Raw genomic sequence first — 26,288 nt, 5'->3', positions numbered from 1 at the left:
GTCAAGAATACAGTGGCGATGGCGCTAGGGATACACCTGTTCCCATACCGAACACAGAAGTTAAGCCTAGCAACGCCGATGGTACTCGGAGGGTGACCTCCCGGTAGAGTAGGAAGCTGCTGAATAATTGGACTTAGTCTTTTGACTAAGTCTTTTTTAGTACAAAAAATATACACCTGTCACGAAAAGTCGCCTTCTACGAAGGCTTATCCGCGCTCCCGCGCTACTTCCCGGGGCAAATGATGGTGTCTGAACTCCTGGACCCAAATCAAGGCATATTTGCCTATACCGAACACAGAAGTTAAGCCTCATTACGCTGATGGTATTCGGAGGGTGACCTCCCGGTAGAGTAAGAAATCGCCAAATAATATTTAGCCCGTCCGGCTCGTGGAGGACCCTCCATGGAATGGTCGAGCGAAGCGAGAACTAGTCAATTGACTAGTTCTTTTTTATTAATAGGATACACCAACTTAGCCCGTCCGGCTAATGGAGGGCTCTCCATGGAATGGTCGAGCGTAGCGAGAGACTTAGTCATTTGACTGAGTCTTTTTTAGTATAAATATACATCTGTCCGCGAAAACTTGTTTGCTTACTTAAAACTCTTCCACCCTCTACGAAAATCGGTCCTATATAACTTTTTTGAGTTATCACATCAGTGTCAGCTTATAATTGATATTGAGTGAAATAGAAAATATAGACAATAATAACTGATTACATATTATAAAAGTACTTGACATCATTAGTTTACAATGGTAAACTTATGTTAAGAACTAAGTCTACAAATGTAAACAATAATTAATTAAGGAGGGAAAGTGAATGAGCACAATAGTATCTAAAATCCATATCACGGATGCTGAATGGGAAGTCATGCGCGTAGTTTGGGCGAATGGTCGAGTAACTAGTAAAAAAGTTATCTCCATATTGAAAGAAAAAATGGACTGGACACAATCCACTATCAAAACAATCTTAGGCAGACTAGTTGAAAAAGGTATGCTAACTACGGAGCAAGAAGGTAGAAAGTTTATTTATACTGCAAATATTGGAGAAAAAGAAGCCGTAATAGATTATACAGATGATATTTTTAACCGTATTTGTCGAAAGAAAGTCGGGTATGTAATAGGAAACATCATTGAAGATCATGTCTTAAGCTTTGATGATATTAAGCGACTCGAAGAAATATTAGAGATGAAGAAAGCTAACGCAGTAGAAGAAGTGGAATGTAATTGTCCAGAAGGACAATGCGAATGCCATTTAAATCATCATGGAGAGTAAGGAGCAAAAAATGAAGGATTACAACAAACATACGTCCCATAGTCACCATAATCACGGCGACATGAATCACTCAAAACATGTGAATGTAAGCACGGAAGAACATAGAGACCATAATAAGGATCAACATCACAACCATCATGCTGGCCATGACCACGGTGGGCACAGTGGGCATGAGCATCATCATCATGGAAACTTTAAGGAACTTTTCTTAAAGTCATTGCCACTAGGAATCATTATTATGCTCTTATCCCCTATGGCTGGGTTTGACCTACCATTCCAGTTTACTTTTCCATATTCTGATATTATAGTAGCTATTTTATCTACTATATTAATTATTTATGGTGGACGTCCATTCTATCAAGGGGCAGTTGACGAATTTAAACAAAAAGAACCTGGAATGATGGCTCTCGTTTCTTTAGGTTTAAGTGTTTCATATTTATATAGTATTTATGCTGTTATCGCTAGCTACCTCACAGGTGAACAGGTGATGGATTTTTTCTTTGAATTTGCTTCATTACTATTAATCATGTTATTGGGTCACTGGATTGAGATGAAAGCTATTGGAGAAGCAGGAGATGCACAAGAAGAACTGGCTAAGCTAGTACCAAAAGATGCTCATGTCGTATTAGATGACGATTCCATTGAAACACGTCCAGTTGCTGACTTAAAGGTAGGTGATTTAATTCGTGTTCAAGCCGGAGAAAATGTGCCGGCAGATGGAACTATCGAGCGCGGAGAATCACGTCTAAATGAAGCTCTTTTGACTGGGGAATCTAAGTCAATTAAAAAAGGACCTGGCGATGAAGTGATCGGAGGATCAACAAATGGGGAAGGGGTTCTTTATATTAAAGTACTTGAGACAGGTGATAAGTCCTTTATCTCTCAAGTACAAGATTTAATCAGCCAAGCTCAAAGTCAGCCTTCCAGGGCAGAAAATATTGCACAAAAAGTTGCGGGCTGGCTATTCTATATTGCGGTGATAGTTGCGTTAATTTCATTTGTAGTATGGATGCTTATAGCGGATATTCCAACGGCAGTAAAATTTGCTATCACAACATTAGTTATAGCTTGTCCGCACGCATTGGGTCTTGCTATTCCATTGGTAACCGCCCGTAGCACAAGCTTAGGAGCTAGCCGTGGTTTACTAGTAAAAGACCGAGAATCCTTAGAAATAGCTCAAGATGCAGATGTGATGATTTTAGATAAAACAGGTACTTTAACAACTGGTGAGTTTAAAGTATTAGATGTTGAATTTTTTAATGACAAATATACAAAAGAAGAAATAATAGCCTTATTGGCAGGTATTGAAGGAGGATCTAGTCACCCAATTGCTCAGTCAATTATAAGTTTCGCTGAAGAGCAAGATATACGTCCAGTATCATTTGATTCGATTGATGTGATCTCAGGTGCTGGGGTAGAAGGTAAAGCCAAGGGCCATAGTTACCAATTAATCAGCCAAAAAGCATACGGACGTAATCTGGATATGGATATTCCAAAAGGAGCAACTCTCAGTGTCTTAGTAGAAAATGATGATGCCATTGCTGCTGTAGCTTTAGGGGATGAATTAAAATCAACTAGTAAAGAGTTAGTACAAGCTCTTAAAAAGAACAATATACAACCAATTATGGCAACAGGTGATAATGAAAAAGCGGCTTTAGGTGTATCAGAAGATTTAGGGATTGAATATAAAGCAAATCAATCTCCACAAGACAAGTATGAATTAGTAAAAGAACTTAAAGATGAAGGAAAAAAAGTTATCATGGTAGGTGACGGTGTCAATGATGCCCCTTCTCTTGCCCTAGCAGACGTTGGTATAGCTGTCGGTGCTGGAACCCAAGTGGCACTGGATTCAGCTGATGTCATCTTGACTCAATCTGATCCAGGAGATATTGAATCATTCATTGAATTAGCACACAAAACAACTCGTAAAATGAAACAAAACCTCTTTTGGGGAGCCGGCTATAACTTTATAGCTATCCCTCTAGCTGCGGGAATTTTGGCCCCTATTGGCTTCACATTAAGTCCAGCAGTAGGAGCAATTCTAATGTCTGCGTCAACAGTCATAGTTGCAATTAATGCTATATTATTAAGATTAGACACAAAGTAAATTGACGGTTAACATATCTAATAATTGAAGCCCCTTAACTATAAAAATACTATAGTTTATAAATACCTGGGTTTATCACACCTATTTGTATAATCTAAAATCAAACACACTAATAAGGATTTATCCCTTATGGAATCCAATTACTAGCAGCCTTTGCTCTTATTTCTATATTTATTAGATATGCAGAATCAAAAGACCCATGGAATTATGAGCACGATATGCCAGAAAGTCAAGTTTTAGAATTATCAAAATAAAACAAAGATAATCCAGATAAGCCAAGCTTGTCTGGATTATTTTTTCTAAAATGTGTACGATATTAAAAGTGAAATTAATTTTATTAAAAATATTTAAATGTAGTAGATTTTAGCTTGTTGCAGGCATAAAAAAAGGGAGGCTTATATGGATTTAAATCTAGTAAGACAATTAGAAAATGATTTTGACAATAAGATTGAAGTCTTACTTGATGGGAAAAATCACTTTATTTATAATGAGTCCAACGCTGATTTTTTGTATTGCAACCAAGATAAACTTGCTATTAATTGTGTTGGTAATTCCTTATTGGTTCGTTCTTCTAGCAAAAGATTATTGGATGAATTAGAAGAAACTTATTTTGATTTCCCAGCTGCATGGTTTATGGAAATGGACAATATTTTTAAACTACAAAATATTTTGAAAAAGTATGATATGTCTTTAAATAATATGGGTCCTATTATGGCTCCTAGGCCAAGTTTTGCAAAGTTTGAAAGTGATTATGAATTTAAAAGAATTGATAAAAAGGATTATAATAAATTTAAGGGTTTAGTTAAATTTGCCTTTTCATTTGATGAGGAGATATTTGATGACCAGCTTGTCCTATCATATTATGATGGTGAAAAGCTGATTGCTATTGCTGGGGCAAGTCGAAATTCAAAATATTTGTGGGATATTGGTGTTGAGAAGTTTGATTTTTCTCCTAAATACAGAGAAGTTACTCCAATTTTGATAAATAATTTAGCAGTACTAACACAAAAAGAAAATCCTGACATTACAGTTATATATACTAGTCAGTTTTCTCATGTTAATTCTATAAATCTAGCTATTAGAGCGGGTTATCAATTAGCCTTTTCTTCTATTCTTGGTGGATAAATTAAAAAAGAATCCCATTTGGGACTCTTTTTTAATTTCCTAATTCATGGTCACTTAGGGTTGTTTCTGCTGTAAGCTTGTTGCCTTCTAGTTCTTTAACTTTTGGTTTAAGACCTAGGGCAAATTTTTTGAGTAGCTTTGTTTCTTTGTCTATTTCAACTTCTATAGTTTTTTCAATTTGATCTTGATCAAGATCACTTACATTAATTATATATTCTTCTTGGACATATTTAATTATATCCATAGCCTTATCTTTAATCTCTAATTTGTAAAAATCAGCATTCTCACTAACTTCTAGCTCATCTTTCATATCCATTATAGCTTGGACTAGGCGGTGGTAGTCTGGTTTTATGTCATAGGATTCAATTTTGACATCTGAAACACTTGTTTCTTCTTCTCCTGGTTGTCTTTCTAAAATCATGGCACGGCTATCATCATTTTCAACAAATTTTATTTCTTGTAGGTAGCCGTTGCTCAATTCTTTTTTAGTATCACCCTTTATAATATTTTGATTTTCATCATAAACTGGATCTGCAATAAAGCTTGCATTTTCTTTTCTATCTGGATAGGTATCTTCTATATTTGTCTGCATATGAACTTTTATTACTTTATCATTTTCGTTTTTGATTTCTTCGAATAACTTGTCTTTGTCTATGGATGCTTGATCTAACTGATTTTCATCATTTTCTTCATCTTGCTTTTCTTCCGAAGTTTTTAAGTCTTTATTATCAACTTCTTCTTTTTCTTTATCTTTGGAAACTTGATTGGATTCTTTATTTTCAGTAATTTTTTCCCTTTTATCAGTTACTTCATTTTCGGATTCTGAGACAGTCGATTCATTTTTTATATCTGGATTTGAAGATGTATCTTGATTGTTACATGCTCCTAAAAAGCTAAGTGATAATCCAAGTAGTAAGGCCAACTTTATTTTGTTTTTCATATTTTCCTCCTTCCATTTTTGATAGGAATATTAAAAGATAAAGTAATATGTTAATTATATGCTATATACTTTAATGTATAAACTTATTATTTCTATACCCGGATTAATTTTTTTAAAGCAATGATTTTAATTTTCACTAAAATAGGCATAGAAAAAGGCGATGTATTTCTACATCACCTTTAAGAGCTTTATTTTATGAAGCAAATGAAACTGTTGTTACTATTCCATTTTCAACGTCGATTTTTAGGGCTAGGCCTGAATCTTTAACTTTTTGGTAATATTCAACGAATTCTTCTTTTGAGAAGTATTCTGGTTCTGCAAGTCCACCAACAGCTTGAAGGGTTACATTATCGCTAAGCTTGAAATTGTAAGCTGCATTTTCATATTTTTCAGCACTTTCAAAATCTTCTGGATTTACCAAATAGTCAATAGTTCCTTCAACAGTTAGAGTGTCGCCTTCAATTTTTAGATTTGCAAGATATGGAGAATTGAATTCTTCGTCACGCTCTCCATTTTTTGATGCTGCCAGAGTAGAGAAATATAGTCCATCACGTTCTTCGTATTTGATGTCATTATTTTCTTGGCTTTGCTCTTTATTTGATGCTTGGGCTTCTTCTTCTTTTTTTACATCAATTGTTGAATCTTTTTCTTCCTTTTTATCTGCAGTTTGTGAGTCTTTGTTTTCAGTTTCTTCTTCACTTTTGTCAACAGACTCTTTTTCTTCTGCTGGTTTGTTATTTTCGCTATCTTCTGTTATTGATTCTTCAATTATATCTTTATTTTCTTCGCTTGCTTCTGTGCTTACGGCTGTATTTTCAGCTGCACTTGATTCAGGAGTTCCTGAGTTTGTACATGCGGCAAGGCTAACGGCCATGAAAGCTGCAAGTAGTGTTTTGTTAAAAGTATTAATTTTCATTTTAATCCTCCTTAGCTTATTTTACCCTTTTTTTAGGAAAAATAAATCTAAAATTGATAATTTTTAATTTTGTTCACCAGAAACCATCATCAATTCATATAAAATCCCTTCTCTTACGATTTTTACTAGATTCTTGCATAGAATTATCATTAGCACCTTGATTTGCGCAAGAAGCCAAGCTAGCAACGATAATTGAAGCAAAAACTACATTTCTAAATTTTTGTAAAAGCATACCCTCCGCCTTCAAATGATAAGCACTATCAACCTATTATTACAAAAGATATACCCGCTTTGCAAAGAAAGTTAACTAGTAATTTTTCAAGGTAAAGTTTTATGATGGTTAAAAAATGCAAAAGTAGTTAATTTCTATCATTTATTTTTCTATTTTATGTTTATTATTAACGCACAAATATTTTACAAGTATTTTACATTGATTTGAAACTAAATTTATAAATAATAATTAAAATGTACACATAATAATTGATAAAGGAGAAAAATGTGGTCAATATAAAAAAATTATCAAATCTTGCTCTAAGTATACTTATGTTAGCAAGTTTTAGTGCTTGTGGTAATAATCAAACCACCACAAATGATAACGCTTCTGATTCAACAACTCAAACTGTAGAAACTAATAATACAGATAATATAGAATCAAGTGAAGTAGCTAGTGAAGATAATAAAGAATCATCTGAAACTACTAAAGAAAATAACGGAGAGGTAACTACAATTGAGTACTGGCATGTAAACGCCGAAACTCAAGGTGGAACAACTGTTGAAGAACTAGTAAACAAATTCAATGAAGAACATGATGATATCCAAGTAGTAGCTAGATTTAACCCAGATATGTATAAAGGGCTAATGCAAAATTTACAAGCTGAGCAAGCAGCTGGTAAGACACCTGATATTGTCCAAGTTGGTTGGGCTTTTCTTGAATACTTCTCAAATAACTTTGAGTATGTGTCACCACAAGATGCAATCGATCAATACGCACCAGATGACAAAGACTTCTTAACAGAAAATTTCTTACCTAACGTTCTTGATCTAGCTGTAAACAACAATGGAGACCAAGTAGGCATTCCATACTCTCTATCAAACCCTGTATTATATATTAATAGAGATTTAATGCAAGAAGCTGGCCTAGGCGACAAAACTCCACAAACTTGGGAAGAAATTAGAGAATATGCAAAAATAGTAACTGAAAAAACTGGGAAATATGGTTTCTATGAGCAAGAACCAGCTGACTTCTGGGCTCAACAAGCTATGATTGAATCAAATGGTGGAAAAATGATTGAACTAGAAGACGGAAAACCAAAAGCTGCTTTTGCAACAGAAGAAGGCTTTGAAGCTATGCAACTTATGGCTGATATGCTAAATGAAGATAAATCAGCAGCTCATCTTGGATTTGATGAAGGTCTTCAAGCCTTTACTAATGGAGAAATAGCTTTGTACTACACAACAATAGCGAAAAGAGCTGCAGTAGAAAAAGGTGCTCAATTTAAAGTAGAAACAACACTTTCACCAACATTTGGAGATAAAGAAAGAAAGTTACCTGCAGGAGGATCAATGCTTGCAATCACAGCAAAAGATCCAAAACAGATTGCAGCTGCATGGGAATTTGAAAAGTTCCTTTATAGCGTAGAATCAATGGCAGCTTGGACTGAAGGAACTGGATATGTTCCTCCAAGAAAAGGTGTTGATGAAGATCCAAATGGACTTAAAGAGTTCTTAGCTGGAAATGAACTCATGAAACCAGCTATAGAACAAATGCCATATGTAGCACCATGGGCTTCATTCCCAGGTGATGCAGGACTACAAGCTGAACAAATGCTTCTTGACATGAGAGATAAAATATTTGGCGGTCAACAATCAGCAAAAGATGCAATGACCCAAGCTCAAGAGGAAATTAACCGCATAATGGAGTAAAAAATGAAAAAACTTAAACCATATATATTAATGCTTCCGGCATTACTTGCTTTTGCAGTATTTGTCTTCGCACCATTTCTATATACCTTGTATTTAAGTTTTTTCGATTGGAATATGATTAAACCTACAAAGCAATTTGTAGGTTTATCTAATTATACACTTGTATTAAGTGATCCAATTTTACGAAAAATTTTTATAAATACATTTATTTATATAATTATTATGCTTTTGATGAATTTTGTCATTCCCTATATATTAGCCTTTATATCCCGTTTTATGATCAGTAAATTTCAAAATTTCTATAAAAAAGCATTCTTTCTGCCTTCTATATTGTCACTAGTTATAGGTTCAATACTTTTTGTCTGGATTCTAAACCCAGTAGCAGGACCTGTGGCAATCATTCTTAAAAAGATAGGACTTGCTATGCCAAATTGGTCAAAAACTGATGGTTGGGTAATAGCAGGGCTATCATTAATAGCTTCGTGGAAGAGTTTTGGATATAACTATATTGTTCTTTTGGGAGGAATATTGGGAGTAGACACTTCAGTAATAGAGGCTGCAAAACTAGAAGGAATTAGTAATTTTAAATTATTTACTGACATTGTAATACCAATGTCATCAGCAACAGGTATTTATGTCCTAATTACATCAATTGTTCAAGGACTACAATATATATTTACGCCGATAAAAGTGGTTACTCAAGGGGGGCCAAACTATGCTTCATCAAATTTGATTTACCAATCATATCATGAGGCTTTTGTGTATTATAGAACTGGAGTAAGTGCAGCTTTATCTATGATAACTATGCTTATTTTTGCTGTTTTATTATTCTTAGAATATAAATATATAGAAAAAGGAGTATATTATGAAAACTAAAAATGAATGGTTAACTCATCTAATTTTATTAATTTTCGTAATACTCATGATATTCCCAATAGTTTTTGCAATTTCAAATTCTTTTAAAACTATGCAAGAAAGTGCAAATAACATTATGGGCATTATCCCAGAAAATCCTACATTAGATTCATTTAAATATGTAGCTGAAAGACTTCCAATAAAAAAAATAATAGGCAATTCATTTTTTATTTCAACAACAGTTACTATTTTTAAACTTGTAACTAGCGTACTAGCAGCATATGGTCTAGTTTATTTTGATTTTAAAGGTAAAAATATTATCTATTTTCTAATGCTTATGACAATGTTTATACCATTTACAGTAACAATGGTTCCAAATTATCTAATGATCTCAAAACTTGGATTAGCTGATAAATTAATAGGGGTAGCTTTACCTCAGTTTGCTGATGTAGCAGGTATATTTCTAATAAGACAGGCTATGAGAACCATCCCAAAATCATTAATAGAAGCTGCAAAAATGGATAATATATCCGATTTTCATATTATGAAAGATATAATTTTTCCTATTGTATCTCCAGCGGTAGTATCATCTGGCATAATGTTTTATATAAATTCGTGGAATGAATTTGTATGGCCAACCTTGATTTTAAAATCACGTGATAATTTTACTCTGCCACTTGCTTTACAAATGTTTATGTCTGCAGAAGGAGGAACTGATTTTCCTATTGCAATGGCAGTGTCAGTTATTACTATGAGTTTACCAATTGTTCTATATCTAATTTTCCAAAGATATATTATAGGAACCTATGCAAGTTCAGGAGTAAAATAGATGAAAGAAATTATATTTGATAATGTAGAAAAAAGATATGGGGACAATGTAGTAATACCCCATCTAAATCTAAAAGTAGAACCAGGTGAAAGAGTAATATTACTTGGTCCATCAGGCTGTGGAAAATCAACTACTCTAAGAATGATTGCAGGTCTTGAAGAAATTTCAGGCGGGAAATTAATCATGAATGATAGAGTAGTTAATGATGTAGCTCCTGGTGATCGCGACGTTTCCATGGTTTTTCAAAATTATGCCCTGTATCCTCATATGACTGTAAAAGAAAATATAACTTATGGTCTAAAAGCTAATAAAGTTGATAAAAGTGAAATTGAACGTAGGTTAAAAAATGTTTTGGATATGCTAGCTCTAGAAGAATATAGCGATAGAAAACCAAATCAATTATCTGGTGGTCAAAGACAGAGAGTTGCACTTGCACGTGCAGTTGCTAAAAACTCATCATATCTTTTATTGGATGAACCACTTTCAAACTTAGATGCTCAACTAAGGCTTCAAGCACGTCGTGAATTAGTCAGACTTCATGATAACTTTAACATGACATTTGTTTATGTAACTCATGACCAAGTGGAAGCGATGACAGTTGCTCAAAAAATTGTTTTAATGAATGCTGGTCAAATTCAAATGGTTGGAAGTCCAGACGAAATTTATTACAATCCGTCTAATGTATTTACTGCTAAATTTATCGGTTCGCCTCCAATGAATGTATTCCTAGTATCTTTCGATGGGGGAGATTTAATTTTTGATCAAGAACGTAGAATTAAAGTAAAAGAAGAATTGTTACCATCAATTGATACAACTCCTAATAAAAAATATTACCTAGGAATTAGACCAGAAAACATAAAATTAGTAGAATCTGACACAGAGAACAGTTTAAGAGTTAAGGTAAAATATCTTGAAAACCTAGGTTCCATAACTGCTTATTATTTTGACTTGGCTGATGCAACTGCATGTCTTACATCAGAGAATCACTCAATAAGAGAGGGAGATGAAATAAATATAGCTTTTCCAGAAAAATCTATTAATCTATTTGACTATGATAGTCAGGAAAACATTACAAGGAGATAAGATGATTTATATAAGCACAAATATGTACAAACCAGAAAGTGTCATGAATGTAACAAAAATCCTAGATCATTTTGATAAAAATCAAGTAGGAATTGAATTATTTATTTTCAATAATTCAGAAGATTTCGTTAGCGAAGTTAATGATAATATAGAAAAGTTAAAAGAATATTCTATCACTTTTCATGGACCATATTTAGAAACAGACCACAGTGCTCCTAAAGGAAGCGACTTGTATAATAGAACTATTGAACTTTATAAGCAATCATTAGAATTTGACAAATTACTTAATCCTAAATATATAGTTTTCCATACCAACAATAAAACTATAGAGGGCAAAGAAGAAATGATAAAAAATGCCTTTGAAAACTTGGATGAAATTAAGGGCTGGTCTCAAACACCATTAGTAATAGAAAATGCAGGAGTAAAAAAAAATTCGCTATTTGATGAAGAAGAATTTATAGAAACTCTAAGAATTAGGGAAGAAAATGCACTAATAGATATTGGTCATGTAAAAGCTAATGGCTGGAATTTAGAAAATGTGATTGAAAAACTTTCAGACAAAATTGTTTCCTATCATATCCATACAAATGACGGACTTCATGATCAACATTTAAGTGTATCGAAAGATTACGATGAATTAAAAGATTTTGTAAATTTATACAAAAAATATACACCAGATGCAGATATAGTTCTTGAGTACAATGCAACTTATGAAGGCAAAGAAGATATAGTTGTGGAAGATATTAAGCAACTGCTTGAATACTTAAAATGATCCCCAAAAAGAAAAATCTCTTTAAGAAACGAGCTTATATGAGCTCGTTTTTTAATTTACTTATTAAAAAATCCTTATAGACAATAAGTGACCTATATGGTATAATAAGTTTTACCACACGAGAGATTCCATTAGTGAAAATATTTTGAGGAATTACTATGGATATTAGAGAAAAATTAGAGATTCTTGCGGATGCGGCTAAGTATGATGTTTCTTGTTCATCTAGCGGATCTAATAGGAAAAATAAAAATAATGGCCTTGGTAATGGGTCAATGGGTGGGATATGCCATTCTTATTCTGAAGATGGTAGGTGTATTTCACTTTTAAAAATCCTTATGACCAATGGCTGCATATATAATTGTGAATACTGCATAAATCGTAGGGAAAATGACACTCAGAGGGCAACTTTTAGCCCTGAGGAAGTGGCTAATCTTACTATGAATTTTTATCGTAGAAATTACATAGAGGGATTATTTTTATCATCTGGTATAATAAAAAATCCAGATTATACCATGGAAAGATTGGTTAAAGTTGCAGAGATTTTGCGATATAAATACAATTTTAATGGATATATTCACATGAAAGCCATACCTGGATCTAGTCAAGATTTGGTCAAAAAAATGGGGCTTTTGGTTGACAGGATGTCCATAAATATTGAACTGCCTAGCCAAAAGGCACTGTCAATTTTAGCACCTGAGAAAAAAATCGCAGATATAACAAGGCCCATGGGTGATGTGAAAAATGAAATGATGGTTTATGGGGAAGATAGGAAGAAATTTGCCCATATTCCAAAGTTTTTGCCAGCTGGCCAAACAACTCAAATGATTATTGGTGCAGGCCGTGAATCTGACCTTGAGATTATAAAAACTAGTGAAAAATTATACAGTGATTATGCCTTAAAACGTGTATATTATTCAGGATTTGTACCGGTTGTAAAATCAAAGTTTACCCAAGGCATTGACAAAGCTCCGCTTTTAAGAGAACACAGACTTTATCAAGCAGATTTTTTGATGCGAGGATATAGCTTTAAGGCTGATGATTTACTTTCTAAAAATGATGCAAACTTTGATTTATCAATAGATCCAAAGAGCAATTGGGCCATAAATAATATAGAAAGATTTCCGATTGAAATAAATACAGCTTCATATTTTGAGTTGATGAAGGTACCTGGATTTGGGAGGACTTATGCAAATCGCATCATCGAGGCCAGACAATTTAGAAAACTAACTTATGATAGCCTAAGGGCTCTTAAAATTTCAACCAAAAGAGCTAAACATTTTATTTTGGTAAATGGAGTTTATAGGGGGCTAAAATTTAGGGATAAAAATGACCTAAAAGTTTTGATGAGTGCACCAGATACAAAAAATTACCAGCAACTTTCAATGTTTGATGTGGGTTAAGATGATTTATTATTACGACGGGACCCTAGACGGGCTTTTTACAGTTATATTTGAAAAATACAAGGAAATTGCTAGCTGCGAAATAAAAACTGAAAGTAAGCAGGTAAATTTTTTGGAAAGTGAGCTAATTGAAACTGACCTAGCAAAGTCTGAGCGAGTGATTACAAGCATTAGAGAGAATATTGGTGAGGAATTTTTAGCAAATTGCTTTAAGGTTTTTAAATCTATACACCCTAAAAAAGAAGAAATAATTGCAGTAACGACCAAATCATGCCTAGTTTTTGGAAATGCCTACCTAGGATCTGCCAAAAAATCTGCAGTTTTATTTAATAGGATAGTCCACAAATTTAACCATGAAGTCCATGTTTACAAGGGCTTTACAAGATTTAGAGAAATTCAGGATAATTATCTCTTAGCAGAAATCACACCTGAAAATGATGTTTTGCTCCACATCACCCAGCACTTTTTAAAAAGAATGCCGGCTGAAAAATTTATAATTTTTGACAAAAACCGTCAAAAAGCAAGCCTTTGTGAGTTTGGAAAATATGAGGAAGTTGAAATCTTGGAAATGAATGCAGAAGATAGCGATAAAGAAGCAATTTTTAAGGACGCATGGCGAGGCTTTTATGAAGCGATTGGCATAGATGAGCGAAAGAATGAAAAATTAATGCAAGCAAATATGCCAAAAAAATATTGGAAATACCTGCCTGAAAAGAATTAAAGTCCTAGGATAATTCGTGGTATAGGATTAATTTAAGTTATATTTTGCCAAAGTCTTCAAAAAGGACTAGGTTAACCATAACCTAGTCCTTTTGAGTTTAAATATTTCATTTTACTTTTTATTTTACCAGCCTATTTTTTTATCATCATCTAGCTTTAGATTTCCTTTTTCAAGCTCAGAAAGTCCATTTTCTATGGTATCTAGGGCCTTGTCTATTTGATCTCTTGTTATTACTAGTGGCGGTTGGAATCTTAAAACATTTCCCTTTACTGTTATCATTAAGACTCCATTGTCTTTTAAATATGTGATTAATTTTGATGCACTTTCTGAGTCTGCTTCCTTGGTTTTTTGGTCTTTAACTAGTTCGATTCCACCGTTTAGGCCATATATTCTGACATCGCCTATTATTGGATATTTTTCTTGCATTTTTTCAAAGCGTTCTCTTACATATTCTCCGTCTTTTCTAGATTTTTCTATTAGATTTTCTTCTTCTATTACATCAAAACTTGCAAGGGCAGCTGCACAGCAAACAGGATTTCCAGCGGTTGTAAATACATGGGCTGGTGCTTCTAGGCTATCCATTATTTCTTTTCTTCCGACAATTGCTGAAAGAGGCATGCCTGATGCAAGGGATTTGGCAGTGGTTAATATATCTGGTTCTATGTTGAAGTGTTCTATTGACCACATTTTTCCAGATCTGCCTAGACCTTGGTTTACTTCATCTACTGCAAATACGATATTATTTTCTCTTGTAAATTTATATAACCTATCCATATATTCTTGTGGGGCCTTTAAAAATCCTCCATCACCTTGGATTGGCTCTATTATTACACCTGCTATTTCATCTGCTGGCAGATAGGTATTTAGTGCGTCTTCAAAATACTGCCAATATCTGTCTACAAATTCTGTTTCGCTTTCATTTTCTCTTCTGTCGTAGGTATTTGGAAAAGGCATATACTCGACCCCTGAAACAAGGGGAGTCATCTTTCTTCTCATATTTAAGCTAACTGCTGATAGGGTCATAGAACCATATGTAGATCCGTGGTAGGATCCGGTAAATGATACTATTGTTTGTTTTCCTGTGTAGGCCCTAGAAAATTTCATCATCGCATCATTGGAATCTGATCCAGAATTACCAAATATAACCCTTTTTTCAAAGTCTCCTGGTGTGGATTCGATTAATTTTCTGGCCAATTCTTCAACCTTTGGATTATAAAAGTAGGCTGGTGTGTAGTGCAATAATCTTTCCATTTGCTCTTTCATAGCTGCTAAAACCTTTGGGTGGGAGTGGCCGACATTCATTGCAGAGGCGGTTGCTAATAGGTCAATGTATTCATTTCCATCCATATCTTTAAGGATAGCTCCCTTGGCAGAATCTAGGCATATATCAAAATAGCGGATTTGACCAGCGCTAGCATAGACTTGGTCAGATTTTTTTACCATTTCCACAGATTTTTCATTATTTCTTAAATTTTCCATTTGATTTTCTCCTTTATTCTCTTTCTTTTCTTTCTTTAAACTCTTTTACTATAAATAAAACTATCATTGCTATACCAAAATATCCTGTAAATGGATATACTAAACCTACTAGCTTGCCAAAGGGTAATTGTCCACCGACTAGGGCTAGGAAGGCAACTAGGATTATTAGCATATTTTTTGTGGATTTTTTGGTATTTTCTTTCGTTAATGTATTTGTTACTGTCAAAAGCATGGGAACAGATGTTGAAAATATGCCCGCTAATAAAATTATAACAAATATAAAACTTACGGCAGGACTCATTTTTTGAGCTAAAGTTATAACTGGCACTTCAGCATTTACCAACTCTTCAACATGGCCAAGCATTGCTAAATTTAGGGCAAGTGCTGCTGACATAAGTCCAACTCCACCAACAATTCCGCCAATCCAAGCTTCCTTATTGCTAGTAACTTCTTTTGATCCAAGTTCGACAATAAAAGGAACACCTGCAACTATATTGTAAGCAACAAATAAAACTGCAGCCAACAACCAATATGATCGCGAATTGCCAGCCCCATAAGGTACATCCTTTAGATTACTTAAAACCTGGTCTGCAGATGCAAAATCACCTGGATTTGTAATTAAAGTATAAATTGCAATTGTCAATGTAAAAATTATAAGGCCAGGACCTATCAAAGAAATTACATCTACCACCTTTGTTAAACCAAGTAGGGCGACCAAGCTTATAATAATAGCCATAGCCACTGTTCCAAGTCTAGGATCTAGACCAAAATATTGTTTTAGAGTAGCTCCTGTCCCAGAAACCATTACTATCAAAATTAAAAATGCAAAAAAGGGAGTATAATAGGTCATAAATTTACCAAAATACTTGCCCAAGTAATGAAAGTAGGGACTAGAATTTTCATTATCTTTAGTTCTATACCCATAAGACATTAAAATTCCAGCTACACAGCAGCAAAGAACCATTGCAATTAATGACCCAATTAAGCCCCTATATCCATAAACGGTTAAAAATTGAAAAACTTCCTGACCAGATGCAAAACCAGATCCAATCAAAAAGGCAATAACCGCACCCGCGACTCTCATTACATTTCTAAAACTAACTTTCTCTACGCTATTTGATGACTCAAATATCCTCTTACTTTCCATATTAATTCCTCCTAAATAAAATAAAAAAACTCCCATTCAATTTGAATGAGAGTCTTAAAGAGGTCCCATTCATGTTTTTTAAAAGCGCAAATAGGACCAATTCTATTAATTATTTTATGAATAAAAATAACCTATAAAATTAGCCTCTTATATAATAATATTGATAATGAAAACTATATGAAGATTTGAAACATGCATTTTGCGACCTCTTTTAATTTTTTATTTAATGAAATTATAACTCTTTAGAATAATAAAGTCAAATATTATTTAAAAAAATCTATAATTATTTAATTATAAAATTTAGAAAGGTTTTTAGATTAGCCTTTAAAATAATTTTCTTTACCAAAAATTAACCCATCCATGTGCTATAATCATATTAAAATGGAGGTAATTATGCGTGTTTTAGTCGTAGAAGATGATTTAGATTTAATAAATTTACTAGAAGAAGGCCTAACCATGTATGGTTATGCGGTTGATAAGGCTAGTGATGGCGATCAGGCCATTGAAATGGCTTATATAGAAAATTATGATATTGTAATCCTTGATATAAATTTGCCAAAAAAAGATGGATTCGAAGTCCTTGATGAAATTAGGAAATTTAACCAAGAAGTAAATATAATTATGCTCACTGCAAGGTCTGACATTGACGATAGGGTCAAGGGTTTAGATTTTGGAGCCAATGATTATATGGTAAAGCCCTTTGATTTAAAGGAACTTGATGCCCGTATGCGAGCACTTTTACGTCGTAAATCTGTAACTGAATCAACAATTCTAGAAGCTGGAAATATGAAATTTGACACAGCCAGCCGCGAGGCCTTTGTTGATAATCAAAAAATAAATTTAACCCAAAAAGAGACTGGAATTTTGGAATATTTATTTTTGAATAAGGAGAGATTTGTATCCAGCGAAGAGCTGATTGACCATGTTTGGGATTCAAATGCTGATAGTTTTTCAAATTCAGTTCGAGTTCATATGTCATCTTTAAGGAAGAAAATTAAGGAACTAAGCGGTGAAAACAAGATTCAAAATGTAATTGGCAAGGGTTATAGGATTTATGAAAGCTGATAAGGTCTACAAATCCATAGTTTTTAAGCTAATTACTGCGGTTGTCATTATTTTTATAGCCATGATTAGCATTACAAACTACATGATTAACCAAAAACAAATCCAAATGACTGAACAAATGCTAAGGCAAATTGAAAAATATATGCCATCTTACAGCAATTCTGTGGTTGTAACTGTAAATAATGCCCACCTGCAATCTACAGCAGATTTTAGGATTTATACAATAGTAGTAACTGGCATTGTAATTATAATAGGCTCCTTAATTTTTGCCCTCATTATTTCAAAAATATTAGAGCCACTCAAAAAATTACAGCAAAATATTGCAAAAATTGACATAAATAAACCAGAAACTTTTTCAGAAAAACTATTAATCGAAGATGGGTCAAGTGAAATTGTTGACCTATCAAAAAACTTTAACCAATTAATGGCAAGAATTTATAGGGACTATAGAAAGCAAAAAGATTTTTCAGCCAATGTCGCCCACGAATTGCGCACTCCGGTTGCAGTTATGAAGGCCCAAGTTGATGTTTATAAAAGAAAAAATATTAGCCCAGACCAAGCTATTTTTATAGAAAAAATTGACCAAAATATTGAAAAACTAAAAAGCTTAATAGAATCTGTTTTGATGTTTTCAAAAAACCAAGAGTTAAATATCACTGAAGTATATCTGGGAACTCTAATTGAGGAAATTTTATTTGACCTAGAAGATAGGATTGCCAGCAAAAATTTAATTGTAAACTTTATTAAAGATGAAGATTTGTGTATCCAAACAGATGATGCCCTTCTTCAAAGACTTTTATTTAATATCATCGAAAATTCTATCAAATATAACAAGGAATATGGATCTATAGATATAATCACAAAAAAGGAAAAAAATCGCACAATAATTGAAATTGCAGATACTGGCATTGGTATGACCGATGAGCAAAAAGAAAGAATTTTTGATCTTTTCTACCAGGCAGACAATTCTAGATCTGGGGAAGGATTTGGTATAGGACTTGCACTTTCTAAGCAAATCGTAGATTCACTTGGTGCTGAAATCAAGGTTTTAGATAACAATCCATCAGGCAGTAAATTTATTATTTCATTCTTAACAGAAAATTAACATTTAATTTGCTATTATTATTTACGAGGTAAAGATATGATAGAAATGGACAAAAAAATAATTAGCAAAATCTTACTAGTACTTTCTATAAGCTTTGTGGTATATGGAGCTTATAGGGGTGAAGTCAATAGTGTATTTACCAAGGCAATCAACCTGTGTTTGGAGTGTATAGGCATTGGATAGGATAAAAAATCTCAGCCGCAACACAATTCAAGCCCTAACCGCCTTGGCCTATAATTTCCATATACCAAACTTTTTTAAGGGCAAAATTTACAGCGGAAGCACAAAAAAATTATGCTTGCCAGGACTTAATTGCTATTCCTGCCCAGGAGCAGCAGGATCATGTCCAATAGGTTCTATGCAAGCAGTCATGGGGTCAAAAAAATATAAGTTTTCATATTACGTTTTTGGCATGATGGCATTTTTTGGAGTAATGGTTGGCCGTCTCATCTGTGGTTTCTTCTGTCCCATGGGATGGTTCCAAGATTTACTACACAAAATACCTAGCAAAAAACTCTCCACCAAAAAGTTAAAACCCCTAAGATATATAAAATATATAATATTATTTTCCCTGATAATAGCCTTATCATTTGTGATGAGAGGCAGATATGAAGTAATTCCTCCCTATTTTTGCAAATATATCTGCCCACAAGGAATAATCGAGGGAGCCATTCCTCTTGCGATTAAATCTCCTTCATTAAGGCTAGCCTTAGGAAATCTATTTAACCTAAAGCTAGGGATACTTGTTGCGACAATAATATTATCGATTTTATTTTATAGGCCATTTTGTAAGTGGATTTGCCCACTGGGTGCATTTTATTCATTTTTTAATAAATATTCATTTTATCAAATGGATGTGAATAAAAATAAATGCATCGACTGCGGCAAATGCGAAAAAGTCTGCAAAATGGATGTAGATATAAGAAAAAATAATGCACACTTAGAGTGTATTAGGTGTCATGAATGTACAAAAGCTTGTCCGACAAAAGCCATATCTTCCTCTTTTATACAAAGGAGCGAAAATGAGAAAAGCAAATAATATTTATACAATCATTATGCTAGGCTTAACCCTAGCAGCTTGCCAAAACAATAGCCAGCAAGCAAGTGATGAAAAAATGAAAAATGAAACAAAAACTGAAATGTCTGAGCAAAACAAAGACGAAATGAAAAATGAAGATCAAAAGGCAGATGAAAAAGAAATGCCAGAAGCTGACAAAGAAGAAGCAAAAGATGAAAAAGATATGACCATGGAAGAAACAGATCCAACAAAAATGGCAGATAAAAAAATGCTTCCAAATTTCACAGCAAAAGACCAAGACGGCAATCCATATAGCAAGGAAGATATTGCAAAAAATGATGCAACTGTAATCAATCTTTGGTTTACAGGCTGTTCAGCGTGCATAGAAGAAATGGATGAAGTAAATGACTTGGCAGATGAACTTAAAAAAGAAGATGGCGTTGATTTTGTATCAATGTGTACAGATGTAAATTACGATGAGTCTACAAAAGAAGCCTATGAAAGAATCATAAAAGATAAAAAACCGACTTATAAGGCCCTTGCAGTAGACTATGAGGGAGATATGAAAGAATATCTAGAAGGCATCTTTGTCTACCCAACAACAATCGTAGTTGATAAAAACGGAAATATTATAGGTGACCCAATCGAAGGAACCCTAGTTTCTGAAGACCAACAAGCTAAATTAAAAGAAAATATAAAAATGGCCATCGAGTCATCAAAAGCATCCAAATAGGGTGCTTTTTAATTTTACAAACAATAGTTGATAACAATAATCATTATTGGGTATAATAAAAATAAGTTGGCAAGTAGCTAAACGAAAAAATGAAAAATAACCCAATAGGAGGGATTTTATGTTAGAATTAATGGAATTACCTTATGAATATGACGCCCTAGAGCCAGTTATATCAAAGGAAACAATGACATTCCACCATGATAAACACCATAAGTCTTATGTTAATACAGCTAATGAACTTTTAGAAGGAACAGGATATGAAGAAAAAAAATGTCCAAAATGCCTACTAAAAGCAATCGATGATATTACAGATGATGCTGATAAAAAACAAAAACTTATCAACAACCTTGGCGGAGTTTTAAACCACAACCTATTCTGGAATACAATGAAACCAGGTGGATCTAGCGAACCAGTTGGTGAATTAAAAGAAGCAATCGATAAAAAATTCGGTTCATTTGAAGAATTCAAAAAAGAATTTGAAGCAGCAGGAAAAGGACAATTCGGTTCAGGTTGGGCATGGTTAGTTCTAAATGATGGAGAATTAGAAATCATCTCTACAAAAAATCAAGACAATCCAATCCTAGAAGGTAAACAAGGCATCCTAGGTAATGACGTTTGGGAACACGCTTATTACCTAGACTACCAAAACGCTAGACCAAAATACCTAGAAGAATGGTGGAAAGTTGTAAACTGGGATGTAATCGAAGAACGATACCAAAAAGGCGGTACTTGCAAATAATTAACAAGCATAAAAAAACCGTTGGAAATTTCCAGCGGTTTTAATTTGCCTAAGATTGCTATAAATTTATCACATTATTACTTTATTTAATTAAGATTGAAAAATACTGAGAAAGTTTGCTAGACTATATTAACGTTTTAAAAATTATTGTGATTATATTTTCTTTTTATATCTTTGCATGTTATAATAAGCTTGTAATGATATACATACAATAAATTTATTCACAGGAGATTTTTATGGGACGTTTTAAAAACATTGGATTAGTGCCAAAACTAATCATAGCCATTGCTCTTGGTATATTGGCCGGTAGGTTTTTGCCAGTAGAGCTTGTTAGGGTAGCAGTTACTTTTTCAAAGATATTTGGATCATTTTTATCATTTATCATCCCACTTATGATTTTAGCCTTTGTTACAAAGGGGATTTCTGATTTGGGAGAGGGTGCTGGAAAATTGCTAGCAATTACGGTCTTAATTGCTTATATTTCAACCCTAGTTGCAGGAAGCTTATCATATCTTATGGCAAGCAATATTTTTCCAAAATTTATTAGCCCTGCCCAAGTTGATTCGATAATTGCTTCTCAAAAAGATGGTCTAGAACCATATTTTAAAGTGCCAATTACACCTTTTTTTGATGTAACAAGTGCCTTGATTTTTGCTTTTATGATGGGGATTTCTATTTCTTGGCTTAGAAAAAATAATAGCGGAGAAGTATTATACAAGGCTGTTTCAGAATTTAATGCAATTATTACCAAGGTCTTAGAAGTAGCTATTATTCCAGTATTACCATTTTTTATTTTTGGAAACTTTGCAGAAATGAGCCATACCGGTTCAGTGTTTGCAGTCCTTAGCATATTCTGGAAAATATTTATCTGCATAGTAATCCTACATTTATTATATGTAACTATAATGTTTGTAATTGCAGGATCATACACAGGCAAAAATCCTTTTGCAATGATAAAAAATGAAATCAAAGGATATATGACAGCGGTTGGAACCCAATCGTCAGCAGCTACTATTCCGGTAAACCTAGAATGTGCAAAAAATAATGGGGTCAGCTCAGAAATTGCCGAATTTGTTGTGCCATTGGGGGCGACAGTTCACCTGCCAGGGAGTATGATAACATTAACAGGATGTATTTTTACAATCCTTTATATGTATAATTTGCCACATTCATATGGATTGATGCTTTCACTAATTGTAACTTTGGGTATTGCAATGGTAGCAGCACCTGGTGCACCAGGCGGGGCTGTAATGAGTGCCTTACCATTTTTACCAATAGTAGGTATTTCTCCAGAATCAACCATGGCAACTTTACTAATTTCCCTTTACTTGACCCAAGATTCCTTTGGTACAGCTGCTAATATTTCTGGTGATGTAGCTATTGCAACTGCAGTAGATAAATTTTATAATAAAGTAATCTTAGGCAAGAAAAATTGGAAACCAATACCAGTTATTAATGACCCAAAATAATAGGGTTAGCCTTTGAAAAAGAGAAAAGCTAGCATATTATTTTGTGCTAGCTTATATTTTTTAGTAGATAAGGAGTAAATATGGCAGTAAATGCTTCAATTTTTGACATTATAGGACCAGTTATGGTCGGTCCAAGCTCATCGCACACAGCAGGTGCGGCAAAAATTGCAAATGTAGCAAGAAGAATGGTAGATCCAGGCTTTAATGAAGTAGATTTTTACTTACATGGATCATTTGCCAAAACCTATAAGGGGCATGGTACAAATAGGGCCCTAGTAGGTGGTGTCCTAGGCTATGGGCCAGAAGATGATAGGATAATAAATGCCTTTGAATATGCAAAAGAGGCGGGACTTTCCTATAAATTTATAGAAACTGACCTTGGAGAAGTCCATCCAAACACTGTAAGAATGGTTTTTAAATACCCAGATGGCAGAAATCCTATAGACATCCAAGGATCATCCATAGGTGGTGGGGCCATAGTTATAAATAAGATTTATGGCAATCCAATCGAATATTATGCAAAAAGACCTACATTATTTATGGCCTACGGTGAGCAAAAAGGGATAATTGCATTTGTTTCAAATATTTTATATAGCAATGGCTACAATATCCACGAAATGAAAACCATAAAAGATGGCGATAATGTAATGCTAGTTTGCGAACTAGATGAGCCACTTACAGAACAAGCCCTTGAGACAATAAAAAATGGTAAAGACTTTACCTTTATTAAATATATAGATTAGGATTAAAATATGATCACTAAATTTGAATTACTAAAAGAAAGATGCGAAAAAGAAAATGCAAGTCTTTGGGAACTTTCAATCAAAGATGAGATAGAAAATACAGGAAGAAGTGAAGAAGAAATCTTTGACAGACTCCAAAGAACCCTAGATGTCATGAAAAACTCTTCACATGCAGCCCTAGAAGTGCCAGTAGTTTCAGTAACAGGCATGACAGGTGGAAATGCAAAAGTAATGAATGATTATTTCCTAGGTGGAGATACAGTTTTGGGAGATACAGCAGCAAAGGCAATGGCAATGGCACTTTCAACAAGTGAAGTAAATGCAGCCATGGGCCAAATAGTTGCAGCCCCAACAGCAGGATCATCAGGAATTCTGCCAGCAACACTTATGATAATGTATCACAAATATGGCTATGATGATAGAAAATTAAAAGAAGCCATGCTAATTGCAACTCAAATGGGCCAAGTTATTTTTGACAATGCAACATTTGCTGGAGCAGAAGGTGGATGCCAAGCAGAAACTGGATCAGCATCAGCCATGGCTGCAGCAGCCGTTTGCTATTTAAGAGGCTATGACATAAAGACCCAAGAAAACGCAGCAACTTGTGCTCTTCTAAATGTAATGGGCCTAATATGTGACCCAATAGGCGGAATGGTAGAATTCCCATGTAATATTAGAAATGCAAATGGAGTTATGAATGCACTTGCAAGTGCTGATATGGCAATGGCTGGCGTAAAAGTATTTGTAACATTTGATGAAGCAGTAGATGCAATGAAGAGGGTAGGAGATAGCCTACCATCAGGACTTCGTGAAACTGGAGAAGGTGGAATAGCAGTTTGCCCATCTGCCCTAAGACTTCGTGAAAAATACATTGATGGAACAAATTAAAGAAAAAAATTAAATATAAAATGCTTTTTATTTTCCCTAATGCCTTGGTGTTGGGGAATTTTTTTGAAAAAATTTTAACTTTACTGAAAAGCTTCGTTCCCAGGGAACCTTTATGGTGGGAATAGCTGGATAATATCTATTTGAAATGAAAGATAGACACCCTTAGTGAATTATTTTTTAAAAAGTAAATAATATCATTTTGCAAATACTTATCAAAAAAGAGCGAAGCTTTGCCTCACTCTTTTTGGGATAATTATAATTTTGTTAAAATCTTGCATTTTGCGGCGAGCTTCATACATATCCTGGCGAAGTTCTTTATCACCCGTGTAAAGCATGCCATTTATCATTCTTTGCTTTTGTGTTTTCATATAAAAATCATACCCAGCGATTATTAATGACAATTTAAAAGTTAAGTCGTAAAGTATTATCATCAAAGGAGAGCTTTATGGATCAAAATGTAAACTTAACCAAGGGAGATATTACCAAATCTCTTATAAAATTATCTTTACCCCTGGCACTGACTGCCTTTATACAAATTACCTATGCTTTTGTTGATATGTTTTTTATTGGTCGCTTGGGATCAAATGCTTTGGCAGGAGTGGGTCTGGCTGGATTTTTAATTTGGATTGCAAATGCCATCACTATGGTACCAAAAATTGGTATGGGAGTTTTAGCTTCCCAGGCATTTGGTAGGGAAAACCCCAAAGAAACTATTAGGATTTTAAACAATGGTTATATTTTAACTCTTATTTTGGCTATTATCTACACAATAACAATGCTTATTTTTGGAAATGCCTATGCTTCATTTTTTAATTTATCAGAAATTGCCAGTACTTACGCTCGTGAATATATTTTTATATTGGGACTTGGGATTACATTTTTCTTTATAAATCCTGTCCTATCCCAAAGTTTCCAATCCTTGGGTAATTCCTTGACACCCTTTAAAATAAATGCTATTGGCCTTGTTGCAAATATTATTTTGGACCCTATTTTAATTTTTGGATGGGGGCCATTTCCTCGTATGGAAGTCCGCGGAGCAGCCCTTGCTACAGTTTTAGCCCAAGTTATTGTAACAATTATCTTTGTAATTGTAATTTTTCGTAAAAACAAATTACTAAAAAATTCCCTAATCAAACTTGATTATAGAAGTGATTGGATGGGGCAAATTTTTAAGCTTGGTTTGCCAGCAGCCCTTATGAATGCCTATATGGCAGTTGTAAGTGTGATTTTAAATAAGTTTATGGCTGGCTTTGGAGAGGCGGCGGTTGCGGCTTATTCCATAGGTAGCCAATTAGAATCTATAACTTGGAATACTACAGAGGGTTTACAAGTTGGAATTGCAGCCATGGTTGGTCAAAATTATGGGGCAGAACTATTTGATAGGGTAAAAAAAATTATTAGAAAATCTTTTGAAATTGTATTTCTAATTGGTGCAATCTCAATGGTTGTCTTATACATTTTTAGGTATCCACTGATTAGAATATTTGTGCCAAATGATCCAGAAACTATAGAGCTTGGAGCCTTGTATCTAGCAATATTATCGGTATCTCAAATTTTTATGGCGGTTGAAATTGGCCTAAATGGTGCCTTTAATGGCATGGGAGATACCAAAACCCCAGCCCTCATTGCAATAATTCTAAATACTTTAAGAATACCATTTTCAAAAGTATTTATGCCCATGTTTGGGGTGGCAGGAGTATGGACTGCTATGACCTTTACTTCAATTTTAAAGGGATCCTTTAATCTTGGACTTATCCTAAAAAAAATAAAAAGAGAGCTATAGTAGAAAAAAATTAATTAATCACTTTAACCTAGCAAAATTTCAAGTTTTGCTAGGTTTTTTATTACTCAAATTTATTAAAAATACTTTACCCAGTTTTTAACTAAATTTTACAAAATAGGGGAAATTGTAAAAATATCATTAAGAGTATTTACAAAATATGAAAAAGATTGCAAATA

The 26,288-nt window shown here is 33.8% G+C and carries 26 protein-coding genes and 1 rRNA gene; 21 read left to right on the top strand and 6 right to left on the bottom strand.

Annotated elements, in window-relative coordinates:
- Positions 1-8: 8 nt before the first annotated feature.
- From rrf to OC526_RS07600, 4 genes are all read left to right on the top strand, one after another.
- Positions 9-125 (top strand): 5S ribosomal RNA (rrf, locus tag OC526_RS07615).
- A 691-nt stretch (positions 126-816) separates the two neighbouring features.
- A complete protein-coding gene (locus tag OC526_RS07610) occupies positions 817-1,272 on the top strand; it encodes a CopY/TcrY family copper transport repressor (RefSeq protein ID WP_262123253.1) in 456 nt (151 codons plus the stop codon).
- 10 nt (positions 1,273-1,282) lie between these two features.
- Positions 1,283-3,379, top strand: coding sequence for a heavy metal translocating P-type ATPase (locus OC526_RS07605; protein ID WP_262123251.1), 2,097 nt, complete (start codon positions 1,283-1,285; stop codon positions 3,377-3,379).
- A 399-nt stretch (positions 3,380-3,778) separates the two neighbouring features.
- Complete coding sequence (locus OC526_RS07600) at positions 3,779-4,504, top strand: hypothetical protein (RefSeq protein WP_262123250.1); 726 nt, start codon at positions 3,779-3,781, stop codon at positions 4,502-4,504.
- Between the two features lie 31 nt (positions 4,505-4,535).
- Here the strand turns inward: OC526_RS07600 and OC526_RS07595 are convergent, their stop codons facing one another.
- The 3 genes from OC526_RS07595 to OC526_RS07585 all read right to left on the bottom strand — a co-directional run bounded on the left by OC526_RS07595 (position 4,536) and on the right by OC526_RS07585 (position 6,592).
- Positions 4,536-5,444, bottom strand: a complete 909-nt coding sequence (locus OC526_RS07595) for a hypothetical protein (RefSeq protein WP_262123249.1) — start codon at positions 5,442-5,444, stop codon at positions 4,536-4,538.
- Between the two features lie 193 nt (positions 5,445-5,637).
- Entirely contained in the window at positions 5,638-6,360 is a 723-nt protein-coding gene (locus OC526_RS07590; RefSeq protein ID WP_262123247.1) for a hypothetical protein, read from the bottom strand.
- Between the two features lie 94 nt (positions 6,361-6,454).
- Positions 6,455-6,592: a hypothetical protein gene (locus tag OC526_RS07585; protein ID WP_262123245.1), complete on the bottom strand. Its 138-nt coding sequence runs from the start codon at positions 6,590-6,592 to the stop codon at positions 6,455-6,457.
- 266 nt (positions 6,593-6,858) lie between these two features.
- On the opposite strand from OC526_RS07585, the gene OC526_RS07580 reads away from it, so the two are divergent.
- The 7 genes from OC526_RS07580 (at position 6,859) to OC526_RS07550 (ending at position 13,943) form a co-directional block, all read left to right on the top strand.
- Positions 6,859-8,283 carry an ABC transporter substrate-binding protein gene (locus OC526_RS07580; protein WP_262123243.1) on the top strand — a complete coding sequence of 475 codons (1,425 nt, stop codon included), beginning with the start codon at positions 6,859-6,861 and terminating at the stop codon, positions 8,281-8,283.
- A 3-nt stretch (positions 8,284-8,286) separates the two neighbouring features.
- Positions 8,287-9,159: a carbohydrate ABC transporter permease gene (locus OC526_RS07575; RefSeq protein ID WP_262123241.1), complete on the top strand. Its 873-nt coding sequence runs from the start codon at positions 8,287-8,289 to the stop codon at positions 9,157-9,159.
- Positions 9,149-9,967 (top strand): carbohydrate ABC transporter permease, encoded by an 819-nt coding sequence (locus tag OC526_RS07570; protein ID WP_262123239.1) that lies wholly within the window; start codon positions 9,149-9,151, stop codon positions 9,965-9,967. Before OC526_RS07575 ends, OC526_RS07570 begins: the two co-directional genes overlap by 11 nt.
- Positions 9,968-11,050: an ABC transporter ATP-binding protein gene (locus tag OC526_RS07565; protein WP_262123238.1), complete on the top strand. Its 1,083-nt coding sequence runs from the start codon at positions 9,968-9,970 to the stop codon at positions 11,048-11,050. It abuts the gene before it with no gap.
- A gap of 1 nt (position 11,051) precedes the next feature.
- A complete protein-coding gene (locus OC526_RS07560) occupies positions 11,052-11,822 on the top strand; it encodes a sugar phosphate isomerase/epimerase family protein (protein ID WP_262123237.1) in 771 nt (256 codons plus the stop codon).
- 158 nt (positions 11,823-11,980) lie between these two features.
- Positions 11,981-13,222 carry a putative DNA modification/repair radical SAM protein gene (locus OC526_RS07555; protein WP_262123236.1) on the top strand — a complete coding sequence of 414 codons (1,242 nt, stop codon included), beginning with the start codon at positions 11,981-11,983 and terminating at the stop codon, positions 13,220-13,222.
- Position 13,223: 1 nt separating this feature from the next.
- Complete coding sequence (locus OC526_RS07550; RefSeq protein ID WP_262123234.1) at positions 13,224-13,943, top strand: TIGR03915 family putative DNA repair protein; 720 nt, start codon at positions 13,224-13,226, stop codon at positions 13,941-13,943.
- Between the two features lie 123 nt (positions 13,944-14,066).
- On the opposite strand, the gene OC526_RS07545 is transcribed toward OC526_RS07550, so the two are convergent.
- Together OC526_RS07545 and OC526_RS07540 are read right to left on the bottom strand one after the other, a co-directional pair.
- Complete coding sequence (locus OC526_RS07545) at positions 14,067-15,422, bottom strand: aspartate aminotransferase family protein (protein WP_262123233.1); 1,356 nt, start codon at positions 15,420-15,422, stop codon at positions 14,067-14,069.
- 13 nt (positions 15,423-15,435) lie between these two features.
- The gene (locus OC526_RS07540) at positions 15,436-16,569 is read right to left on the bottom strand and encodes a hypothetical protein (protein ID WP_262123230.1); all 1,134 of its coding nucleotides are present in this window, start codon (positions 16,567-16,569) and stop codon (positions 15,436-15,438) included.
- Positions 16,570-16,962: 393 nt separating this feature from the next.
- Here OC526_RS07540 and OC526_RS07535 point away from each other — a divergent pair, with 393 nt between their 5' ends.
- The 9 genes from OC526_RS07535 (at position 16,963) to sdaAA (ending at position 24,329) form a co-directional block, all read left to right on the top strand.
- Positions 16,963-17,634 (top strand): response regulator transcription factor, encoded by a 672-nt coding sequence (locus OC526_RS07535; RefSeq protein WP_262123228.1) that lies wholly within the window; start codon positions 16,963-16,965, stop codon positions 17,632-17,634.
- Positions 17,624-18,739, top strand: a complete 1,116-nt coding sequence (locus OC526_RS07530) for a sensor histidine kinase (protein ID WP_262123227.1) — start codon at positions 17,624-17,626, stop codon at positions 18,737-18,739. The genes OC526_RS07535 and OC526_RS07530 overlap by 11 nt, the downstream gene beginning before the upstream one ends.
- Positions 18,740-18,775: 36 nt before the next feature.
- Positions 18,776-18,922 carry a CD1871A family CXXC motif-containing protein gene (locus OC526_RS07525; RefSeq protein ID WP_262123226.1) on the top strand — a complete coding sequence of 49 codons (147 nt, stop codon included), beginning with the start codon at positions 18,776-18,778 and terminating at the stop codon, positions 18,920-18,922.
- The gene (locus OC526_RS07520; protein ID WP_262123225.1) at positions 18,915-19,778 is read left to right on the top strand and encodes a 4Fe-4S binding protein; all 864 of its coding nucleotides are present in this window, start codon (positions 18,915-18,917) and stop codon (positions 19,776-19,778) included. The genes OC526_RS07525 and OC526_RS07520 overlap by 8 nt, the downstream gene beginning before the upstream one ends.
- Positions 19,762-20,490 carry a TlpA family protein disulfide reductase gene (locus OC526_RS07515; protein WP_262123223.1) on the top strand — a complete coding sequence of 243 codons (729 nt, stop codon included), beginning with the start codon at positions 19,762-19,764 and terminating at the stop codon, positions 20,488-20,490. The genes OC526_RS07520 and OC526_RS07515 overlap by 17 nt, the downstream gene beginning before the upstream one ends.
- A gap of 118 nt (positions 20,491-20,608) precedes the next feature.
- On the top strand, positions 20,609-21,229 hold the full coding sequence (locus OC526_RS07510; protein ID WP_262123222.1) for a superoxide dismutase: 621 nt from the start codon (positions 20,609-20,611) through the stop codon (positions 21,227-21,229).
- Between the two features lie 236 nt (positions 21,230-21,465).
- Complete coding sequence (locus OC526_RS07505; protein ID WP_262123221.1) at positions 21,466-22,698, top strand: dicarboxylate/amino acid:cation symporter; 1,233 nt, start codon at positions 21,466-21,468, stop codon at positions 22,696-22,698.
- Positions 22,699-22,778: 80 nt separating this feature from the next.
- Positions 22,779-23,441 carry an L-serine ammonia-lyase, iron-sulfur-dependent subunit beta gene (sdaAB, locus tag OC526_RS07500; protein ID WP_262123219.1) on the top strand — a complete coding sequence of 221 codons (663 nt, stop codon included), beginning with the start codon at positions 22,779-22,781 and terminating at the stop codon, positions 23,439-23,441.
- 9 nt (positions 23,442-23,450) lie between these two features.
- Positions 23,451-24,329: an L-serine ammonia-lyase, iron-sulfur-dependent, subunit alpha gene (sdaAA, locus tag OC526_RS07495; protein WP_262123217.1), complete on the top strand. Its 879-nt coding sequence runs from the start codon at positions 23,451-23,453 to the stop codon at positions 24,327-24,329.
- 212 nt (positions 24,330-24,541) lie between these two features.
- Here the strand turns inward: sdaAA and OC526_RS07490 are convergent, their stop codons facing one another.
- Positions 24,542-24,697 carry a maltose acetyltransferase domain-containing protein gene (locus OC526_RS07490; RefSeq protein WP_262123216.1) on the bottom strand — a complete coding sequence of 52 codons (156 nt, stop codon included), beginning with the start codon at positions 24,695-24,697 and terminating at the stop codon, positions 24,542-24,544.
- A 77-nt stretch (positions 24,698-24,774) separates the two neighbouring features.
- Here OC526_RS07490 and OC526_RS07485 point away from each other — a divergent pair, with 77 nt between their 5' ends.
- Positions 24,775-26,112 carry an MATE family efflux transporter gene (locus OC526_RS07485; RefSeq protein WP_262123215.1) on the top strand — a complete coding sequence of 446 codons (1,338 nt, stop codon included), beginning with the start codon at positions 24,775-24,777 and terminating at the stop codon, positions 26,110-26,112.
- Positions 26,113-26,288 lie beyond the last annotated feature (176 nt).

It is taken from the genome of Anaerococcus sp. Marseille-Q5996, from assembly GCF_946893725.1.
GTDB lineage: Bacteria > Bacillota > Clostridia > Tissierellales > Peptoniphilaceae > Anaerococcus > Anaerococcus martiniensis.
Note: the sequence above shows the minus strand (reverse complement) of the source record. Positions and strands in the feature narration are given on the sequence as shown.

Excerpts from the sequence above, each read along its gene's own strand:
- OC526_RS07610 (WP_262123253.1), top strand. The coding sequence starts at position 817 with ATGAGCACAATAGTATCTAAAATCCATATCACGGATGCTGAATGGGAA.
- OC526_RS07605 (WP_262123251.1), top strand. The coding sequence starts at position 1,283 with ATGAAGGATTACAACAAACATACGTCCCATAGTCACCATAATCACGGC.
- OC526_RS07600 (WP_262123250.1), top strand. The coding sequence starts at position 3,779 with ATGGATTTAAATCTAGTAAGACAATTAGAAAATGATTTTGACAATAAG.
- OC526_RS07595 (WP_262123249.1), bottom strand. The coding sequence starts at position 5,444 with ATGAAAAACAAAATAAAGTTGGCCTTACTACTTGGATTATCACTTAGC.
- OC526_RS07590 (WP_262123247.1), bottom strand. The coding sequence starts at position 6,360 with ATGAAAATTAATACTTTTAACAAAACACTACTTGCAGCTTTCATGGCC.
- OC526_RS07585 (WP_262123245.1), bottom strand. The coding sequence starts at position 6,592 with ATGCTTTTACAAAAATTTAGAAATGTAGTTTTTGCTTCAATTATCGTT.
- OC526_RS07575 (WP_262123241.1), top strand. The coding sequence starts at position 8,287 with ATGAAAAAACTTAAACCATATATATTAATGCTTCCGGCATTACTTGCT.
- OC526_RS07570 (WP_262123239.1), top strand. The coding sequence starts at position 9,149 with ATGAAAACTAAAAATGAATGGTTAACTCATCTAATTTTATTAATTTTC.
- OC526_RS07565 (WP_262123238.1), top strand. The coding sequence starts at position 9,968 with ATGAAAGAAATTATATTTGATAATGTAGAAAAAAGATATGGGGACAAT.
- OC526_RS07560 (WP_262123237.1), top strand. The coding sequence starts at position 11,052 with ATGATTTATATAAGCACAAATATGTACAAACCAGAAAGTGTCATGAAT.
- OC526_RS07555 (WP_262123236.1), top strand. The coding sequence starts at position 11,981 with ATGGATATTAGAGAAAAATTAGAGATTCTTGCGGATGCGGCTAAGTAT.
- OC526_RS07550 (WP_262123234.1), top strand. The coding sequence starts at position 13,224 with ATGATTTATTATTACGACGGGACCCTAGACGGGCTTTTTACAGTTATA.
- OC526_RS07545 (WP_262123233.1), bottom strand. The coding sequence starts at position 15,422 with ATGGAAAATTTAAGAAATAATGAAAAATCTGTGGAAATGGTAAAAAAA.
- OC526_RS07540 (WP_262123230.1), bottom strand. The coding sequence starts at position 16,569 with ATGGAAAGTAAGAGGATATTTGAGTCATCAAATAGCGTAGAGAAAGTT.
- OC526_RS07535 (WP_262123228.1), top strand. The coding sequence starts at position 16,963 with ATGCGTGTTTTAGTCGTAGAAGATGATTTAGATTTAATAAATTTACTA.
- OC526_RS07530 (WP_262123227.1), top strand. The coding sequence starts at position 17,624 with ATGAAAGCTGATAAGGTCTACAAATCCATAGTTTTTAAGCTAATTACT.
- OC526_RS07525 (WP_262123226.1), top strand. The coding sequence starts at position 18,776 with ATGATAGAAATGGACAAAAAAATAATTAGCAAAATCTTACTAGTACTT.
- OC526_RS07515 (WP_262123223.1), top strand. The coding sequence starts at position 19,762 with ATGAGAAAAGCAAATAATATTTATACAATCATTATGCTAGGCTTAACC.
- OC526_RS07510 (WP_262123222.1), top strand. The coding sequence starts at position 20,609 with ATGTTAGAATTAATGGAATTACCTTATGAATATGACGCCCTAGAGCCA.
- OC526_RS07505 (WP_262123221.1), top strand. The coding sequence starts at position 21,466 with ATGGGACGTTTTAAAAACATTGGATTAGTGCCAAAACTAATCATAGCC.
- sdaAB (WP_262123219.1), top strand. The coding sequence starts at position 22,779 with ATGGCAGTAAATGCTTCAATTTTTGACATTATAGGACCAGTTATGGTC.
- sdaAA (WP_262123217.1), top strand. The coding sequence starts at position 23,451 with ATGATCACTAAATTTGAATTACTAAAAGAAAGATGCGAAAAAGAAAAT.
- OC526_RS07490 (WP_262123216.1), bottom strand. The coding sequence starts at position 24,697 with ATGAAAACACAAAAGCAAAGAATGATAAATGGCATGCTTTACACGGGT.
- OC526_RS07485 (WP_262123215.1), top strand. The coding sequence starts at position 24,775 with ATGGATCAAAATGTAAACTTAACCAAGGGAGATATTACCAAATCTCTT.